The sequence below is a fragment of the Deinococcus ficus genome, from assembly GCF_003444775.1.
Taxonomy (GTDB): domain Bacteria; phylum Deinococcota; class Deinococci; order Deinococcales; family Deinococcaceae; genus Deinococcus; species Deinococcus ficus.
Genome location: NZ_CP021082.1, coordinates 351862 through 368159, shown reverse-complemented (window position 1 = coordinate 368159; position 16298 = coordinate 351862). Strand labels below are relative to the sequence as shown.

At 70.8% G+C, this 16298-nt stretch carries 15 protein-coding genes; 7 read left to right on the top strand and 8 right to left on the bottom strand.

Annotated elements, in window-relative coordinates:
• The first annotated feature begins 1 nt into the window (after position 1).
• The 6 genes from DFI_RS15295 to DFI_RS15270 all read left to right on the top strand — a co-directional run bounded on the left by DFI_RS15295 (position 2) and on the right by DFI_RS15270 (position 7192).
• A complete protein-coding gene (locus DFI_RS15295; protein ID WP_027463720.1) occupies positions 2–2266 on the top strand; it encodes an NEW3 domain-containing protein in 2265 nt (754 codons plus the stop codon).
• Positions 2267–2310: 44 nt separating this feature from the next.
• Positions 2311–3552 (top strand): extracellular solute-binding protein, encoded by a 1242-nt coding sequence (locus DFI_RS15290; RefSeq protein ID WP_022802632.1) that lies wholly within the window; start codon positions 2311–2313, stop codon positions 3550–3552.
• Between the two features lie 100 nt (positions 3553–3652).
• Entirely contained in the window at positions 3653–4582 is a 930-nt protein-coding gene (locus tag DFI_RS15285; protein ID WP_081425928.1) for a carbohydrate ABC transporter permease, read from the top strand.
• 38 nt (positions 4583–4620) lie between these two features.
• Entirely contained in the window at positions 4621–5466 is an 846-nt protein-coding gene (locus DFI_RS15280; RefSeq protein WP_043779005.1) for a carbohydrate ABC transporter permease, read from the top strand.
• Entirely contained in the window at positions 5466–6296 is an 831-nt protein-coding gene (locus tag DFI_RS15275; protein ID WP_043778964.1) for a PIG-L family deacetylase, read from the top strand. The genes DFI_RS15280 and DFI_RS15275 overlap by 1 nt, the downstream gene beginning before the upstream one ends.
• Positions 6293–7192, top strand: coding sequence for a carbohydrate kinase family protein (locus DFI_RS15270; protein ID WP_027463723.1), 900 nt, complete (start codon positions 6293–6295; stop codon positions 7190–7192). The genes DFI_RS15275 and DFI_RS15270 overlap by 4 nt, the downstream gene beginning before the upstream one ends.
• A 116-nt stretch (positions 7193–7308) precedes the next feature.
• Here the strand turns inward: DFI_RS15270 and DFI_RS15265 are convergent, their stop codons facing one another.
• Entirely contained in the window at positions 7309–7752 is a 444-nt protein-coding gene (locus tag DFI_RS15265) for a response regulator (RefSeq protein WP_027463724.1), read from the bottom strand.
• A gap of 82 nt (positions 7753–7834) precedes the next feature.
• The gene (locus DFI_RS15260; protein ID WP_043778966.1) at positions 7835–9067 is read right to left on the bottom strand and encodes an MFS transporter; all 1233 of its coding nucleotides are present in this window, start codon (positions 9065–9067) and stop codon (positions 7835–7837) included.
• Between the two features lie 30 nt (positions 9068–9097).
• Between DFI_RS15260 and DFI_RS15255 the strand changes: the two genes are divergently transcribed.
• Positions 9098–9799: a helix-turn-helix domain-containing protein gene (locus DFI_RS15255; RefSeq protein ID WP_022802640.1), complete on the top strand. Its 702-nt coding sequence runs from the start codon at positions 9098–9100 to the stop codon at positions 9797–9799.
• Between the two features lie 9 nt (positions 9800–9808).
• Here the strand turns inward: DFI_RS15255 and DFI_RS15250 are convergent, their stop codons facing one another.
• The 6 genes from DFI_RS15250 to DFI_RS15225 all read right to left on the bottom strand — a co-directional run bounded on the left by DFI_RS15250 (position 9809) and on the right by DFI_RS15225 (position 16259).
• Positions 9809–10693, bottom strand: coding sequence for an ROK family protein (locus DFI_RS15250; RefSeq protein ID WP_027463725.1), 885 nt, complete (start codon positions 10691–10693; stop codon positions 9809–9811).
• Entirely contained in the window at positions 10690–12159 is a 1470-nt protein-coding gene (gene nagZ, locus DFI_RS15245) for a beta-N-acetylhexosaminidase (RefSeq protein ID WP_022802642.1), read from the bottom strand. The genes DFI_RS15250 and nagZ overlap by 4 nt, the downstream gene beginning before the upstream one ends.
• A 23-nt stretch (positions 12160–12182) precedes the next feature.
• Positions 12183–13133 (bottom strand): SIS domain-containing protein, encoded by a 951-nt coding sequence (locus tag DFI_RS15240; RefSeq protein ID WP_027463726.1) that lies wholly within the window; start codon positions 13131–13133, stop codon positions 12183–12185.
• On the bottom strand, positions 13130–14017 hold the full coding sequence (locus tag DFI_RS15235) for a carbohydrate ABC transporter permease (protein ID WP_022802644.1): 888 nt from the start codon (positions 14015–14017) through the stop codon (positions 13130–13132). Before DFI_RS15235 ends, DFI_RS15240 begins: the two co-directional genes overlap by 4 nt.
• A complete protein-coding gene (locus tag DFI_RS15230; RefSeq protein ID WP_043778971.1) occupies positions 14014–14925 on the bottom strand; it encodes a carbohydrate ABC transporter permease in 912 nt (303 codons plus the stop codon). The genes DFI_RS15235 and DFI_RS15230 overlap by 4 nt, the downstream gene beginning before the upstream one ends.
• An 80-nt stretch (positions 14926–15005) precedes the next feature.
• The gene (locus DFI_RS15225; RefSeq protein ID WP_027463728.1) at positions 15006–16259 is read right to left on the bottom strand and encodes an ABC transporter substrate-binding protein; all 1254 of its coding nucleotides are present in this window, start codon (positions 16257–16259) and stop codon (positions 15006–15008) included.
• Between the last annotated feature and the right edge of the window lie 39 nt (positions 16260–16298).

Sequence of the window (16298 nt, the reverse complement as noted above, 5' to 3'; positions counted from 1 at the left end):
CATGAAGCACAGAGTCGCCGCGACCATCCTGACCTCCCTCCTGTGTCTTGCCGCCGCGCAGACCACCCCGGCCCCCGCGCCGCCCGCCACCCCGCCCACCGGGCCTGGCAGTTACGGCGGGACGGTCAGCGGCGTGGACCTGATGGACGTGGACTTCATTTTCATCGGCGCGCACCCGGACGACGACGGCGGGGTGTCCGCCACCTTCGCGCGGTACGCGCTCGACCAGGGGTACAAGGGCACGGTCATCACCCTCACGGGCGGCGAGGGCGGCGGGAACGCCACCGGCACCGAGACCGGGCGCGCCCTGGGCCTCATCCGGGAGGAGGAGGAACGCCGCTCTCTGGCCATGCTGGGCATCGACAGCCCTCACTTCCTGGGCCTGACGGACTTCTACTTCACGCTCTCGGCCGAGGAGACCGAGAAGAAATGGGGCGGTCAGGCGTTCGTGTGTGACGTGATCCGCCTGGTGCGCCTGCGCCGCCCGGAGGTGCTCGTCACCATGTGGCCGGGGCCGGGCACGCACGGGCAGCACCAGATGGCCGCTCGCGCCGCCACCCTGGCGTACAACTACGCCGGGGACAGCACCTACTGCCCGGAGCTGAAAAAAGAAGGCATCGCGCCGTTCACCCCGCTGAAGCTGTACTACTACCCGCCGAGCGCGGACGCGGCCACCCTCGCCGTGCCCACCGACGACGTCTCCCGCACCGCCCGGGTGCGCTACGCGGACCTGAAGAACATCGCGCAGTACAACTACCGCACGCAGGGCTGGGACACCTTCAGCTCCCTGCCCGCCAAGACCGCCAACCCCGAGACGTTCATGCTGGTGGCCTCCCGGGTCGCCACACCGGAGAAGGAAACGTCCCTGCTCGACGGGGTGTTCGTGGCCGGCACCGCGTCCCCCACGGGCTTCCAGTTCTCGGCCCGGCCCAAGGCGTACGAGATCGGCGCGGCGCAGCCTTCGGACGTGACCGTCACGTTCACGAACACCTCGAAGGAGAAGCTCGACGCCCTGCAGCTGCGCCTGACCGGTCCCGCCGGCTGGACCGTGACCGGCCCATCGGCCGCGCGCCCCCTCGCCCCGGGCGAGACCGTCAGCACCACCTTCCGGGTGACCGCACCGGCCGGCACGGCCGCCGACCGGTTCGCCCTGACCGCGTCGTACACCGCGAAGCTTGGTGCGCAGGCGATCAGCGGCCGGACGCTCACATACGTCCGGCCCGTGCCGGCCGTCGTGGCCACCTTCACGCCGACGTTCGACATCGCCGGCTACCAGGCCTTCGCGCGGGAGACCGGCACCGACTGGGTGATCGGCAACCAGGCCACGCGCCTGCCCCTGGTGATCGGCCAGGTCACGCCGGTCAAGGTCACCGTGACCAACCGCGGCAGCGCGCCCGCCTCCGGCCAGGTCAACCTGACCCTCCCGGCCGGCCTCACCGTGCGCGACGCGCCCCGGTACACCCTGAACCCCGGCCAGTCCCAGGAACTCACCGTGAACGTGGAGGTCAGCCCGGCCGCGCTGCCCGCCGGCCGGCAGAGTGCCCTGCTGCCCGTCACCCTCAACACCGGCGATTACAAGGACACTGCCGGCGCGTACCTGCTGCCCAGCCTCACGATTCCGCGCGTGAGCACCCCCCCGAAGATCGACGGGGACCTCAGTGACCTGAGTGCCGGCGCGGGCGGCAGCATCGGGCCGGCCGACCTGTGGTGGCGCACCAAGCCCGACAACGACGCGGACGCCAGCGCCAGCTTCAAACTCGCCTACGACGAGCAGTTCCTGTACGTGGGCCTGAGCGTCAAGGACGAACTCGTCGCCTGCAACATCGCCCCGGACGACGTCAAGGCGCAGTTGCGGTCCGACGCGATCGGCGTGACCGTCGACCCGACCGGCGCGAGCCGCGACACATCCACCACCCTGATGGCCGCCGCGTTCCCCTGCACCACCGCCGGGTTCGGTGCCCGCGGCTTCCGGGACGCCGACGCCAACCAGGGCGTGATGGAGGAGACCGCGCCCGGCATGCAGGTCGCCTCCAGAAAGACCGACGCCGGGTACGACATCGAGTTCCGCCTGCCCTGGGCGGCGATGCCCACCCAGCCGAAAGCGGGGCAGACCATCGGACTGAACCTCGTGATGTACGACGGCGACACCAAAGACGCCCGCCCGGGCGCGAACATCAGCCAGAGCGGCATCGCCTGGGCGGCGTTCTCCTGGGGCGGCAAGCAGGCCCTGCCGTACCTCTGGCCGCGCATTACGCTCGGGCAGTAAGCTCACCTTCCACCCGCCAGTTTCCCTCCCCACAGGAGTTCACCATGAAAAAACTGCTCGCACTGATGGCCGCCCTCACCGTCACCGCCTCGGCCGCCCCGGTCACGCTCACCTACTGGCAGTACGATTTCGCCAGCAAGGTCAGCACCATGAACGACCTGATCAAGAAGTTCGAAGCGCAGAACCCGGACATCAAGATCAAGCAGGAGACCTTCCCCTACGACGCCTACAACCAGAAAGTGGCGTCCAGCGTGCCCGCCGGACAGGGGCCCGACGTCGTGAACCTCTTCTACGGCTGGCTGCCCCAGTACGTGGGCGGCGGCTTCCTGCAGCCCCTGCCGGAAAAGGACTTCCCCACGGCCAGGATCGAGAGCACCTTCGTGCCCATGATCAAGACCAGCAAGATCGGCGGGAAGTACTACGCCCTGCCCACCAGCGTGCGCACCCTGGCACTCTTCTACAACAAGGACATGATGAAGGCCTCCAAGGTGCTGACCGTGCCGCGCACGTGGGAGGACTTCATCACTGCCGCGCAGAAGATGACCAAGGGCACCGCGCCCCGCTACTCGCAGATCGGCTTCGGGATCTCTCCGGACGGCCAGGACTGGCAGATGCTCCGCGAGGTGCTGATCCGGCAGTACGGGGGCACGCCCTACGCCGACGGCGGCAAGAAGGTGAACTACAACACCGAGGCGGGCGTCAGCGCCATGAAGTTCTACACCGAGCTCCTCACCAAGCACAAAATCGGGGCGCAGAACTACTTTCCCGGCAACAACGGCTACCGTGACGCCTTCATCGCCGGGAAGGCCGGCATGATCATCGACGGGTCCTTCGCCATCGCTTCGATCAAGAGCGGCGCGAAATTCAACTGGGGCGTGGTGCCGCTGCCCACCTTCAAGAACAGCAGCGTCCGCGGCAACTTCGGCTCGTACTGGGTGAACGGCATCACCAAGAACGCCAAGGGCGACAAGCTCGCTGCCGCCGTGAAGTTCATCAAGTTCCTCACCACCGAGGAAACCATGAACACCTGGCTGCGCGCGGTGGGTGAGATTCCTGCCAGCAAGAAACTGGTCGGTGACCCCGCCCTGCGCACCGATCCCGTCTACGGCGCCTTCGTGCAGGCCCTGCCGTTCGCCAGTTCCACCCTGTTCGTCGACGAGGCCGGGCAGCGCCAGGCCTGGCTGGACGGCATCAACTCCGTGCTCAAGCAGGGCATGAGCCCGGCCGACGCGATGAAGAAGATCGCCGCGGACGAGCAGAAGATCCTCAACAGCTACTACAAGTAACGCGTGACGGCCGGCTCCACGCCGAGGGGGAAGGGGGACCGGGAGCCGCCGGCTCCTCCCTCTTCCTTTCGTGTCCCCGCCATTCCCGCAGGAGCGCTTCATGACTGACACGCCGCGCGGCACCCTGCCGCGCCCCACCGCCCGCAGCAGCCTGAAACGGCACCAGATCCGCACCGCGTACCTGTTCCTGCTGCTGCCCCTGGCCTTCTTCGTGATCGTGCGCTTCCTGCCCACCTTCCTGGCCCTGCGCATGAGCCTGTTCGACTGGAACATCCTCAAGGAGCAGCAGCCGTTCGTCGGCCTGGACAACTACCGCCAGCTCCTGCAGGACGCGAAGTTCGGGCAGGCCCTGCGCAACACCGCGCTGTACACCGTGCTGGGCGTGCCCCTGCAGATCGCGCTGGGCCTGGTCATCGCCCTGCTGCTCGGGCGCATTCAGGCGCTGCGGGGCCTGTACCGGGCGGTGTACTTCGCGCCGTACGTCACGCCGGTCGTCGCCGCCGCCTGGGTGTGGCAGTGGCTGTTCAGCCCGCAGTTCGGCCCGGTGAACACCCTGCTCGACCTGGCCGGGCTGCCTCCGCAGGAATTCCTGACGTCCCCGCGCCAGGCGCTGCCGACCACGGTCGCGCTGGTCGTGTGGCAGAACCTGGGCTTTCAGGTGGTGCTGTTCCTGGCGGGCCTGGCCGCCATCCCCCGGACCTACTACGAGGCCGCGGAGATCGACGGCGCCACCGGATGGCAGGCGTTCCGGCGCATCACCTGGCCGCTTTTGAACCCCACCATCGTCTTCAGCGTGGTCACCGGCACGATCGCGTACCTGCAACTGTTCACGCAGGTGGTGAACCTGAACTTCACCGACCAGGGCGGCCCGCTCGGCAGCACCCTGACGGTCGCGCTGTACATCTACCAGATGGCGTTCGGCCGCTTTTCCATGGGGTACGCCTCCGCGATCACGGTGGTCCTGTTCGGCATCATCCTGCTGATCACGGTGATCCAGCTCAAATTCCTGACCCGGCGGTACGACGCATGACCGATCCCCTCACCGAGACCCTCCTGCCCCCCCGCACCATGCCGGAGCGCGTGCGCCGCGCCCCGAACCTCAAGACCGCCCTGGCGTACGTCGTGCTCACGCTGGGCGTGTTCGTGACGCTCTTCCCGTTCGCGTGGATGGTCCTGACCAGCCTCAAGGGCGTGCAGGAGATCTTCCAGCTGAACTTCGTCCCGCAGGACCCCACCCTGGCCAACTACACTGAGGTGCTCACCCGCACGAAATTCCTGGTGTGGTTCGGCAACAGCCTCCTGATCGCCGCGGTGACCACCGCCAGCGTGCTGTTCTTCGACTCCCTGGTCGGGTACACCCTCGCGAAGTTCGACTTTCCCGGCAAGAACCTGATCTTCCTGCTGATCCTCTCCACGCTGATGATTCCCACGGAGATGCTCGTCATTCCCTGGTTCGTCGGCATCAGCGACCTGCACCTGACCGCCACCACGCCCGGCGCGTACCTGGCGATCATGTTCCCCGGGCTGATCAGCGCGTTCGGCGTGTTCCTGATGAAGCAGTTCTTCGAGTCGCTGCCCACCGATCTGCTCGAAGCCGCGAGGATCGACGGCATGGGCGAGTTCGGCATCTTCTGGACGATCGCCATGCCCCTCGTGAAACCCGCCCTGGCCAGCCTGGCGATCTTCACCTTCCTGGGCAACTGGAACGCCTTCCTGTGGCCCTTGATCGCCATCCAGAAACCCGAGTTCCGGACGCTGCCGGTCGGCACGGCCCTGTTCAACGGCGAGGCCGGCACCAACTGGGGCCTGATCATGGCCGCCAGCAGCCTCGCCGTGATTCCCGTGCTCCTGGTGTTCGCCTTCTTCCAGAAGCAGATCATCGACGGCATCGTCATGACCGGCCTGAAGGGCTGATGCGCGCTTCCCTGCTGGCGGTCTTCGCCCACCCGGACGACGAGACGCTGCGCTGCGGCGGCACCCTCGCCCACTACGCCGCGCGGGGTGCGGAGGTCACGCTGGTGTGCCTCACGCGAGGAGAAGCGGGCCGCAATACCGACCCCGCCCTGCAGGTCGAGTGCCTGGCCACGCAGCGCGAGCAGGAACTTCAGCACGCCTGCCGGATCCTGGGCGCCCGGCCGCCCATCTTCCTCGACTACCACGACAGCGGGCGCGGTGAGCGGCTGCGGCGGCACGATCCGGACGCCACCATCAACGCCGACCCGCTGGAGATGGAAGCCCGGCTGCTGGCCGTGATCGAGCAGGTGCGGCCGCAGGTCATGCTGACCTTCGACCCGCACGGCATGTACGGCCACCCGGACCACCTCGTCGCGCACCGCGTGGCCACCGCGGCTTTCAGCAGCAGCGGGTTCCGGCGCGTGAAGATCGAGCGGCTCTTCTACACCGTTCAGACGCGCGAGGAGATGCTCGCGCTGCAAAGCGGTCAGGCCCTCGGCGTGCTCGACGGGCTCTCCCCGGAGGTGTTCGCGGTGTGCGACTGCACCATCGCCGCGCGGCTCGACGTGCGCGCGCACGCCGGGCAGAAACGCGCGGCGCTGTTCGCGCACCGCAGCCAGACCGGGCCGGCCAGCACGCTCGGCACGCTCAGCGAGGCTCAGCTGCAGCCCCTGCTGAGCACGGAGACCTACAGCCTCGGCGGGTCGCGCGGGGTGATTCCCGAGTACCCGCTCACGGACCTGTTCGCGGGCCTGCGCGTGGACTTTCCGCTCCCGGGGCCGCCGTCATGACCGGAAGCGCCGATCTGGTGATCCTGGGCAACATCAACGTCGACCTGATTCTCGGGCCGCTGGACCACTGGCCGCAGGAGGGCACCGAGCGACTGGTGGATCAGCTGACCTGGCGTGTCGGCGGCAACGCCGGGAACGCCGTCCTGGCGTGCGCCGCGCTGGGCACCCGCTTCGCGGCCGTCAGCACCGTCGGGGACGACCTCGCCGGGCAGTGGCTGCGGGCGCACACGCCGGCCGGGCCGGTCCACTGGATCGCCTCGCCCGGCCCCACCTCCCTGACGGTCGCCGCCGCGCATCCCAACGGGGAGCGGACGTTCCTGACGCACCTCGGGCACCTGCGCGAGCTGAGCTGGGAGGCCGCCCGGCCCTGGCTGCCGGCTGCCCGCCTGGTCCTGCTGGCCGGCGCCTTCCTGACGCCGCGGCTGAGGCGGGAGTACCCGGCCCTCCTGGCGCATTTCGCGCGGCAGGGCACCCCCGTCGCCCTGGACTTCGGGTGGCCGGACGAGGGATTCACCGCGGACGTCCGCGCGGAGGTGATGGCCTGGCTGCCGCAGGTGCATCACCTGCTGATCAACGAGCTCGAGGCGCAGCAGCTGACCGGCGCAGGCGGGCCGGACGAGGCGCTGGCGCTGCTGACGGACGGCGTGCACCCTCAGGGCACGGTGGTGATCAAGTGCGGCGCGCGGGGCGTGATCGCCGGCACCCGCCAGGGCGTCACGAGACAGGCCGCGCCGGAGGTGGACGTCATCGACTCGGTCGGGGCGGGCGACACCTGGAACGCCGCGTACCTGCACCACCTCCTGCGGGGCGCGGCGCTGCCGGAGGCGCTGTGCCAGGCGGTACAGGTGGCCAGCCGGGCCATCTCCACGCAGCCCCGGGAGTACGGGCCGGGCTGAGCGGTCCACAGATCAGGCAACGCGGCGTCCGGGCGGGCATTAAGGTGAGGGCATGAAACGGGACTGGCTTGAACTCACGTTCAATGTCCTGCTGGGCGTCCTCGGGCTCGGCCTGCTCACGCTGATCGTGCAGACCTTCGGCTGAACTCCGCCGGCCGTGCGGGCACGGTGCGGTTGAGGGTCCAGTAACGGATGAGCGCGTCCACCTGCCCCAGAAACTCGGTGAACGTGGCGGCCTTCACGAGGTACGAGCTGGCGTGCAGGGCGTAGGCCTGCTCGATGTCCGACGGGGCGCTGGACGTCGTGAGGACCACCACGGGCATCAGGCTCAGGCGCGGGTCGGCCTTCAGGGCCTGGAGGACGTCCAGGCCGGTGAGGCCGGGCATGTTCAGGTCGAGCAGCAGCAGGTCGGGCAGCGGCGCGGCGTGCAGGTGGCGCAGCAGGGCCTGTCCGCTGGCGAACGTTTCGGCCACGCAGCCGGGGCAGACCTCGTCGAGGGCTTCGGCGGCGAGGTGGCGGTCCATGGGGTTGTCGTCGACCAGCGCGATTCGCAGCGTCATTCTGCCCACAGCTTAACCCATAAATGAATTCTGGATGTGACGGAATGTGGGTGCCTTGGTGAGAGCGCCGGGCCAGGAGGCGTCAGGCCGCCGTGGCGGGCGCCGCGCCCGCCGGCAGGCGGTCGAGCTGCCGGGACCGCCACACCACCCACGCGCCCAGGCCGCCCAGCATCAGCAGCGCGCTGTGCACGCACAGCAGCGCGGTGATCGGCGCCGCCTGCCCCGCCAGCGTGGCGAGCCCCAGGCCCAGCAGCAACCCCACGCCGGACAGCTGCCCCGCCAGCCCGAACACCCGGCCACGCACCGCGTCGTCCGTGAAGTGCTGCGCCAGCGTCATCCAGCCCGCCCCGGCCGCGCTGGCCGGCACCCCGGCCAGCACCATCAGCGCCAGCGCCGGCCCGACCCCCGGCCACGCCAGCGGGTACAGGAAGATCGCCAGGTCCGCCAGGCCCAGCCCGGCCGCGCCGAACACCCACAGCCGCAGCGGCGCGACGCGCCCGGCGTGCCGGGCGACCAGGGCGCCCCCCACCACCCCGCCGATCGCCTGCGCGCTCAGCACCCAGCCGAACGCGAGGGCGTCCCCGCCGAGCACGTGCGTCACGAACGGCGCGAGCAGCACCCCGAACACCCCCTCGCCGATCGACGTGACCGCCAGGTACAGCACCAGGGTCAGCAGGGCCGGCGACACCCGGACCGCCCGCCAGCCGGCCGTGAGGGCGGCGCGGACCGCCTCGCGCGGTCCGGCCGCAACGGGATGCGGCGTCAGGGAGGCGATGAAGGCGGCCGCCACCAGGTAGGTCACGAGGTCCAGCACGACCACGCTGGACAGGTCGGCCGCCGCGAAGATCAGGCCGCCCAGGGCCGGCCCGACGAGCCGTGCGAGGTTGTTGTTCAGCGCGTTCAGGGCGTTGGCCTGCGCGAGCTGCGCTTCGGGCACCAGCGCCGGCAGCAGCGCCGAGCGCGCCGGGCCGGTCGGGAGCGTCACCAGCGCCTTGAGGACCGCCGAGAGGTACACCACCCACAACCCCTGAGTCCCCACGAACAGCAGCGGCAGCAGACTCAGGGCCGCCAGCAGGTTCGTGACGACCAGCACCGCGCGCCGGTCGAACCGGTCGGCGATCACGCCGGCACTGGAGCCCAGCAGCACGCCCGGCAGCGTGGCGGCCAGCGCCATCGCGCCCGCGGCCGGCACGGACTCCGTGGTCGTGTACACGTAGACGGGCAGGGCCGCGCCTGTCATCCAGGTGCCGATCGCGTTGATCAGGCCCCCCCACCACAACCGCGCGAACTCGCCGCGCCACAGCAGACTGTTCATGCCGGCAGCCTGCCAGTACCCTGAAGACGAATGACACCTCCCGTTCGCACCACCGGTGCGCCGCCCACGGTCGTGACCGACCCGGACGCGGCCCGCCTCGTGCTGGACGCCCGCGTGGCGCGCATGCTGGCCCCCTTCATGGGCGCGGAGGTGTCCCTGGCGGACGCCGCGCGGGAGGCTGGCGTGCCGCTGAACACCATGAAGTACCGCCTTCAGCAGTTCGAGCGCCTGGGCCTCGTCGAGCGGGCCGCCGTGCAGGCCCGCCGGGGCCGGTCCGCGCAGACGTACCGCGCGGCCGCGGCCCTGTTCGTGCCGTTTCACGTCACGCCGCTGGAAGCCGCCGCGTCGCTGTACGACGTGCTGTTCGGCGTGATGCACGGCGCCCTGCTGCGCAGCGTCGGCGCCGCCTGGCAGGCTGCTGCGGGTGACGACCACGAACTGGGACTGCACGTGTACCGCACCGACACCGGCCGCGTGACCAAGGACATCGTGCCGCTCCCGGTCGGCGGGGCCGGCAGCTTCTTCCCGGACCTGCTGCGTGACGACCGGCCGGCCGTGTGGAATTCCGGCGGCGTGATCCGCCTGACCCGCGCGGAAGCCAAGGCCTTCCAGCGGGACCTGGTGGACCTGCTTCGCCGCCACTTTCCCCCAGTGGCCCCGCCCATGGAGGCGTCCTCGGAGTACATCTACCGCTTCGTGCTCGCCCCGCACCTGCCGGCCGAAGAGAGCTAGACCCTGGGCTCAGCGGGCCGCGACGGGCGCCGCGTCCATGGCCGCCAGGGCGGCGCCCGTCACCCCGGCCTGCACGCCCAGGCAGGCGGGCCGCACGTCCGGTCCCGGCCAGGGCTGCAGGGCGTCCCGCAGCGCCCCGCGAACCGGGTCCAGCAGCCGGTCACCGTAGGCCAGGGTGGCCCCGCCGCCGATCACGATCACGTCCGGGTCGAGCGTCAGGCACACCGGGAGCAGCGCCACGCCCAGCGCGTGACCCGCGGCGTGCAGCACCTCCTGGACGCCGGGCTCCCCGGCCGCGGCGAGGGCCGCGAGTTCGGCTGGCGCGGCGCCGGGCCGGTTCAGTCTGACCCGCAAGGCCCGGTTGATCGCGCTGCCGGATGCCACGAGCTCCAGGCAGCCCTGGCGGCCGCAGTGGCAGGGCCCGTGGGCGCCCGGGCTGGGCAGATGCCCGAGCTCCATGGCCTGCCCGTGCGCGCCGCGCAGCGCGCCGCTGCCGCTGACGTACGCGGCGCCGATGCCGGTGGAGACGGTCACGAACACGCTGGCCCGAGCGCCACGGGCACTTCCGGCGCGGTGCTCGGCCAGGGCGGCGGCGTCCGCGTCGTTCACGAGTGTCACAGGCACCCGCAGCGCCGCGTGCAGGGCGTCCCGCAGGGGAAAGCCGACCAGTGAGGGCAGGTTCGCGGCGCGCGTGGTGCCCCGTTCCGGGTCCACCCGCCCGGCGACGCACACGCCCAGCCGCGACAGCGCGGCGCCGCTGCCCTCCAGCGCCGCCTGGATCAGTTCGACGAGGGCCGGGCCGCTGTCCGGAGTGGGCCAGACGCCCAACAGCTGCCCGAGCGTTCCCACGGCGGTTTTCGTGCCGCCGATATCGACGCCCACCACGCCGGTCACGCCCTGACCCCGCTCAGGGCGCGCCCCAGGGCGTTCAGGTTCGCCGGGCGGAAGCCGTGCGTGATCACGGCCGGCAGGGCCAGGTCCACCGCGGCCTGCGCACTCCAGAGGGCGAGGTGCAGCACCGGAGCGCGCCGCCCGCCGAGCAGCGCGGCGGTCCGGCGCGTGTCTTCCGGGACCGCCCAGCGGCCGGTGGTGGCGAGCAGCACCGGCACGTCCGGGTCCCTGAGAGCCTGCCGCACACCGCTTTCGTCGTGCAGGCTGACCCGGTGCAGGCGCGGCAGGTGCGCCCGCAGGGCGGCCGCCAGCGCCTCCCCGCTCAGGGCGTCCCCGTACGGTCCGCCCAGCGGTGCCGTGTCCGGAGCGAGCAGCAGCACCTCCCGGCCCGGGTCGAGCGTCAGTGGCGCGGCCGTCCAGGTGAGGGATGCCTCCGCCATCCAAGCCACGTCCTGCTCGTCGGCGTCCCACTGCCCGGGCAGGTACGGGCGGGGCGTCCCCGGGAAGCGCGCGGCGGCGCGTGACAACCGGGCGAGTGCCTGCGCGACCCGCGCCTCGGTAAGCGCGGCGCGGCTCAGGGCCAGGTCCAGGGCGCGCGCGGCCTGCTCGTGTGCGCCGGGATCCCCGTGCCCGCACACGAGCACGGCGTCCGCGCCGGCCTGCAGGGCCAGCGGCGCAGCGCTGAAGGCCGGGTGGCGGTCCGCGATGGCTCGCATGCCGACGTCGTCGGTCACCACCACCCCGTCGTACCCCCACTGCCCTCTCAGCAGGCCGCTCAGAACCGGGCCGGACAGCGTGGCGGGCGCCTCCGGGTCCAGCGCGGGGTAGAGGATGTGGGCCGTCATCAGGCTGCCCACCCCGGCGCGGACCGCCGCCTGGAAGGGAGGCCACTCGGTGCGTTCCAGCTCAGCGGGCGCCTTGCGCACCACCGGCAGGTCGAGGTGACTGTCCACCCGCGTGTCCCCGTGACCCGGGAAGTGCTTGACGCAGCCCAGCACCCCGGCCGCCTCGCTGCCCTGCGCCCAGGCGGTGCCCAGCGCCGCCACCCGCTCCGGGTCCGTCCCGAAGGACCGCTCGCCGATCACCGGGTTGAGCGGGTCGACGTTCACGTCCAGGCTGGGCGCGAAATTCCAGTTGATGCCCAGTTCGATCAGGCCGCGCGCCGCGATCTGCCCGGCGCGGTGGGCGGCGCGGGGGTCGTCCAGCACGCCCAGCGCCTGCGGGGTGGGCGGCAGCGGCACGTCCAGGCGGCGCAGTACCGCGCCGCCCTCCTGGTCCACGCCGACCAGCGCGTCGTGACCCAGGGCGTCACGCAGGTCGCGGATCAGGCGGGCCGTGCGGTCCGGCGTGGTGACGTTCCGCGCGAAGAGGCAGACGCCTCCGGCACCCAGGCGCTTGAGTTGCCGGGCGTCCTCGGCGCCCAGGTCCGGGCCGGGCAGGTCGACGATCAGGGTGCGGGTGGGGTGCATGGCAGGGGGCAGCTCCTGGCGGGTCAGTGCGGATGGGCGGAGGTGGACGGTGGGCGGGCCGCGTGCGCGATCAGCAGGTGCGCGCCGGCGGCGGAGACGGCCGCGTCGGTCAGGGCGTGGCCGGTGGGCGGCGTGGGCAGGTGCGCGGGCCGGCCGGGCAGGTCGTCTCCGATGAGCAGCAGCGGCGCGCCCTGATCAAGCTGGCCGCGCAGCGTCGCGGCCGTGAAGGGCGCGGTACCGTCCCGCGCCTGAAAGCCCAGCATGAGCGTGCCGGCGTGGGGTTCCGGGTCCGGTGCGCCCACGGCCTGAGCGGGGAGACCGGCTGCGCTTTGCAGCTGCCGGGCCGTGTGCGCCGCCACCCCGGCATGCATGCCCAGGCCGAGCACCTGCGCCCGCACTGCGCGGCTCAGGGCCGTGGCCATGGCCGCCACGGCCGCTTCGTGCCCGGCCACCCGGGCGAGCGCGTCCGGGAGGACCTCGAGCGCGTCGGCGAGGCCGGGGTCGGCCTGCCAGGCCTGCAGCAGCCGCGCACCCAGCGTCAGGGTGGCCAGGTGGCCTTCGCCGGGGCGGTGGGCGGCCCCGAGGGTCAGGAGCAGTTCCGCGCCGCGCGCCACCGGGCTGCCCGCGTCACCGACCAGGGCGCAGGTGAGTGCCCCGGCCCCGCGGGCCTGCCCGACCGTGCCCAGGAGGTCCGGGGCGTCGCCGGACGGGCTGAGGACGAGCACCAGCACACCCCGGGCGTCCCCGCCGGGCGGGGCACTCACCACCGGCAGGCGCAGGTGCGCCTCCAGCGCGTAGCGCAGCGTGGCGGCGGCGCACTCGGCCAGCCCGTCGGCGAGCATGACCACGAAACGGGGCCGGTAGGTGCGCAGCAGCCGGGCGACCTCGTTCACCTCGGCCTGCTGCGCGGCCTGGCGCCGCACCACCGCGGCGGCCTCGCGGGCTTCGTGCAGCGCGCCCGGTGAGGCGGTCACTTCACCGCCCCTTCCATGCCCCGCATGAACTGCCGCTGCGCGGCGAGGAAGATCAGCAGTACCGGCAGCATCATGATCACCGCTCCGGCCGCGATGTTGAACGGGTCGTAGTTGAACTGCCCCTTGAGCTTGAGCACGGCCACGCTCAGGGGCACCTTGTCCGGCGCGGCGGACAGCACCACCATCGGCCAGAAGTAGGCGTTCCAGGTGGTGACCAGCGTGAAGATGCCCAGCGCGGTCAGGCTGGGCCGCGTGAGCGGCAGCATGATGCGGGTGAGGATGGTCAGTTCGCCCGCTCCGTCGATGCGGGCCGCCTCGACCAGTGCGGTGGGGACGCTCAGGAACGCCTGGCGCATCAGGAAGATCCCGAAGGCGCCGGCGACCGTGGGAATCACCACGCCCAGGTGCGTGCCCAGCAGGTTCAGGTGCTTGAGGGTGAGGGTGTTGACGATGAAGTTCGTTTCGGACGGCAGGACCAGCGTGGCCACGATCGCCCCGAAGATCAGGTTCCGGCCTGGGAAGCGGAAGCGGGCCAGCGGGTAGGCGGCCAGCGCGGAGATCACCAGGGTGCCCACCACGGTCATCAGCGTGATCGACACGGAGTTCCACAGGTACTGTCCGAGCTGGAAGGTCTGGTACACCGACACGAAGTTGGCGAAGGTCACGCCCTTGGGCAGCAGGCTGGCCGGGAAGTCGTAGATCGAGCCCCCCCGGGTCTTGTCGGTCAGGGCGATGGCGAGCGTCCACACGAACGGGAACACCGCGAAGCCCAGCACGGCGATCAGCGCCGCGTAGCGCAGGGCGACGCTCACCGCCCGGGCCGGCGCCCAGCGGCGCGTGACCGCCCGCGTCTCCCGGCTGCCCTTGACGGTGACGGCGCTCATTCGGGTCCCCCGGCGTCACTGCGCAGCAGCCGGAAATTCAGGGCGGACAGAAGCAGGCCCACGGCGGCCACCACCAGCCCCGCGGCGCTGGCCAGGCCGTAGTTGAACTCGAAGCCCTGGAAGGCTTTGGCGTACACGTACATCAGGGCGGTGTAGGTGGAGTTCAGCGGCCCGCCGTTCGTGAGGACCAGCACCTCCTCGAGCACCTTCAGGGCGGCGATGGTGGACAGCAGGGCGCACAGCAGGATGGTGGGCCGCATCAGCGGCACCGTGACCTGCCAGAAGCGCTGCCAGGCGTTCGCGCCGTCGAGGATGGCGGCTTCCTCCAGTTCACTGGGAATGTTCTGCAGGCCCGCGAGGTACAGCACCATGTAGTACCCAAAACCCCGCCAGAAGGTCACCAGCATCACGGCAAAAAAAGCCCACTGTTCGCTGTTCAGCCAGCCGAAGGCCTGCTCCTTGGTGGTGAGGTGCAGCGCGGTGAGGATCCAGTTGAGGGTGCCTTCCCTGTGAAAGACCCACTCCCACATCACCGCGGCCAGCGACACCGAGGTGACGACCGGCACGTAGTACGCCGCGCGGAAAAACGCCATGCCCGGCAACTGCTGGTTGACGAGCACCGCCACGCCCAGCGAGGCAACCTGCAAAACCGGCACGACGAGCAGGTACTTCACGCTGTTGACGAGCGACTGCACGAACAGCGGATCATTGGCGAGAGTGCGGAAATTCTCCAGGCCGGTCCACTCCGGGCCCAGGCCGCGGGCGAAGCGCGCGCCGTCGTAGGTGGTGAAGCCCAGGTACGTGCCGTACAGCAGCGGGTAGAACGTGAAGACGGCCAGCAGCAGCAGCGCGGGCGCCAGGAACGCGTACGAGAGCAGGGTGTCAGACCATCGGAGTCGCAGTCGCATCGGTTCGGGGTCCTTTGTGAAAGGGGCGCGGGCGGCGGGGGGGCCAGGCCGCGCGGCCCGGCCCCCTCACCCCGGCCGGCTTACTTCATGTTGGCGTTCCAGTACTTCACGGCGTCGTTCAGCGCGACCTGTGCGGTCTTCTTGCCCCTCAGGGCCGCTTCGATGTTGTCGTTGAAGTTCTTGTACAGGTCGTCGGAGTTCTTCGGCGCGCGGAAGCCGGGGTTGATGAACCGGCCCGAACTGCCGACCAGCGCGGTCGCGCGGGCCACCGGGTCGTTCCCCGTGGTTTTGAACTGCGCCGCGTTGCGTGACCCCAGGGTGGTGGGCACGATCGGCACCACTTTCGCAAAGGCCAGCTGGTTGGCGTTGTTCGTGAAGAACGCAGCGAGCTTCGCGGCTTCCTGCGGGTGCTTGCTGGCCGCCGGCACCACCAGGTCCATGCCGCCGCCCGTCTGCACGTTCGCCTTGCCGAGCGGCGCTTCGGTCACGACGGTCTTGGCGTACAGGCCGGGGTTGGTGTCCTTGAGGCGGGTGAGCGCCTGCGGGCCACCGATGATCATCGCCAGGCGGTTTTGCGCGTACAGTTCCGTGGCGATCTGGAAGGCCTCGCGGCGCACGACGTCCTCGGGCACGTACCCGCCCTTGTACAGGTCCACGAACTTCTGCAGCAGGGCGGCGTGCGCGGCGGTGTTGAAGGCCGCCTTGCCGTCCGCGGCGTAGATGGGGAGGCCCTCGGCGTGGAAGTACCCGAGGAAGGAGGCGGTGTTGGGGTCCTTCATGGCCGGCACCCAGCCGTACGCGCCGGTCTTGTCCTTCACGGTGCGGGCGTACGTGAACATCTCCGTGAGGCTGCGCGGCGCGCGCGTCAGGCCGGCTTTCTGGTACAGGTCCGGGTTGTACAGCAGCACGCCCTCGTTCAGCCAGCCGTACCAGGGGTACCCGTAGGTCTTGCCCTGGTAACTGAAGTTCGTGATGCTCTGCGGGTAGTAGGTGCTGGTGAGGTACGTGCGGCCGCTGAGGTCCGAAGCGGCGCGCAGGAACCCGTTCTGCGCGGCTTTCTGCGTTTCGTCGATGTTCAGGTTGATGACGTCCGGGGCGTTGCCGAGGTTCACGGCGGCCAGGAAGTCCTGCACCATGCTGTCCTGCTTGTCGAACCACTGCACCTTGATGCCGGGGTTGGCCTTCTCGAAGGCGGCGATGGTGGTCTTGATGTAGTCGTCGAACTTGGGGCTGAGGTACCACGTCCAGAAGGTGACGGTGGTCTGCGCCTGGGCGGCGGAGGAGAGCGTGGCGATCCCGAGGGCGGCGGTGAGGGTGGTCAGGGCGCGTCTCATACAATGGTCTCCTTATGCCCGGCAGGGGCTGCCGCGCAG

Excerpts from the sequence above, each read along its gene's own strand:
- DFI_RS15295 (WP_027463720.1), top strand. The coding sequence starts at position 2 with ATGAAGCACAGAGTCGCCGCGACCATCCTGACCTCCCTCCTGTGTCTT.
- DFI_RS15290 (WP_022802632.1), top strand. The coding sequence starts at position 2,311 with ATGAAAAAACTGCTCGCACTGATGGCCGCCCTCACCGTCACCGCCTCG.
- DFI_RS15285 (WP_081425928.1), top strand. The coding sequence starts at position 3,653 with ATGACTGACACGCCGCGCGGCACCCTGCCGCGCCCCACCGCCCGCAGC.
- DFI_RS15280 (WP_043779005.1), top strand. The coding sequence starts at position 4,621 with ATGCCGGAGCGCGTGCGCCGCGCCCCGAACCTCAAGACCGCCCTGGCG.
- DFI_RS15275 (WP_043778964.1), top strand. The coding sequence starts at position 5,466 with ATGCGCGCTTCCCTGCTGGCGGTCTTCGCCCACCCGGACGACGAGACG.
- DFI_RS15270 (WP_027463723.1), top strand. The coding sequence starts at position 6,293 with ATGACCGGAAGCGCCGATCTGGTGATCCTGGGCAACATCAACGTCGAC.
- DFI_RS15265 (WP_027463724.1), bottom strand. The coding sequence starts at position 7,752 with ATGACGCTGCGAATCGCGCTGGTCGACGACAACCCCATGGACCGCCAC.
- DFI_RS15260 (WP_043778966.1), bottom strand. The coding sequence starts at position 9,067 with ATGAACAGTCTGCTGTGGCGCGGCGAGTTCGCGCGGTTGTGGTGGGGG.
- DFI_RS15255 (WP_022802640.1), top strand. The coding sequence starts at position 9,098 with ATGACACCTCCCGTTCGCACCACCGGTGCGCCGCCCACGGTCGTGACC.
- nagZ (WP_022802642.1), bottom strand. The coding sequence starts at position 12,159 with ATGCACCCCACCCGCACCCTGATCGTCGACCTGCCCGGCCCGGACCTG.
- DFI_RS15235 (WP_022802644.1), bottom strand. The coding sequence starts at position 14,017 with ATGAGCGCCGTCACCGTCAAGGGCAGCCGGGAGACGCGGGCGGTCACG.
- DFI_RS15230 (WP_043778971.1), bottom strand. The coding sequence starts at position 14,925 with ATGCGACTGCGACTCCGATGGTCTGACACCCTGCTCTCGTACGCGTTC.
- DFI_RS15225 (WP_027463728.1), bottom strand. The coding sequence starts at position 16,259 with ATGAGACGCGCCCTGACCACCCTCACCGCCGCCCTCGGGATCGCCACG.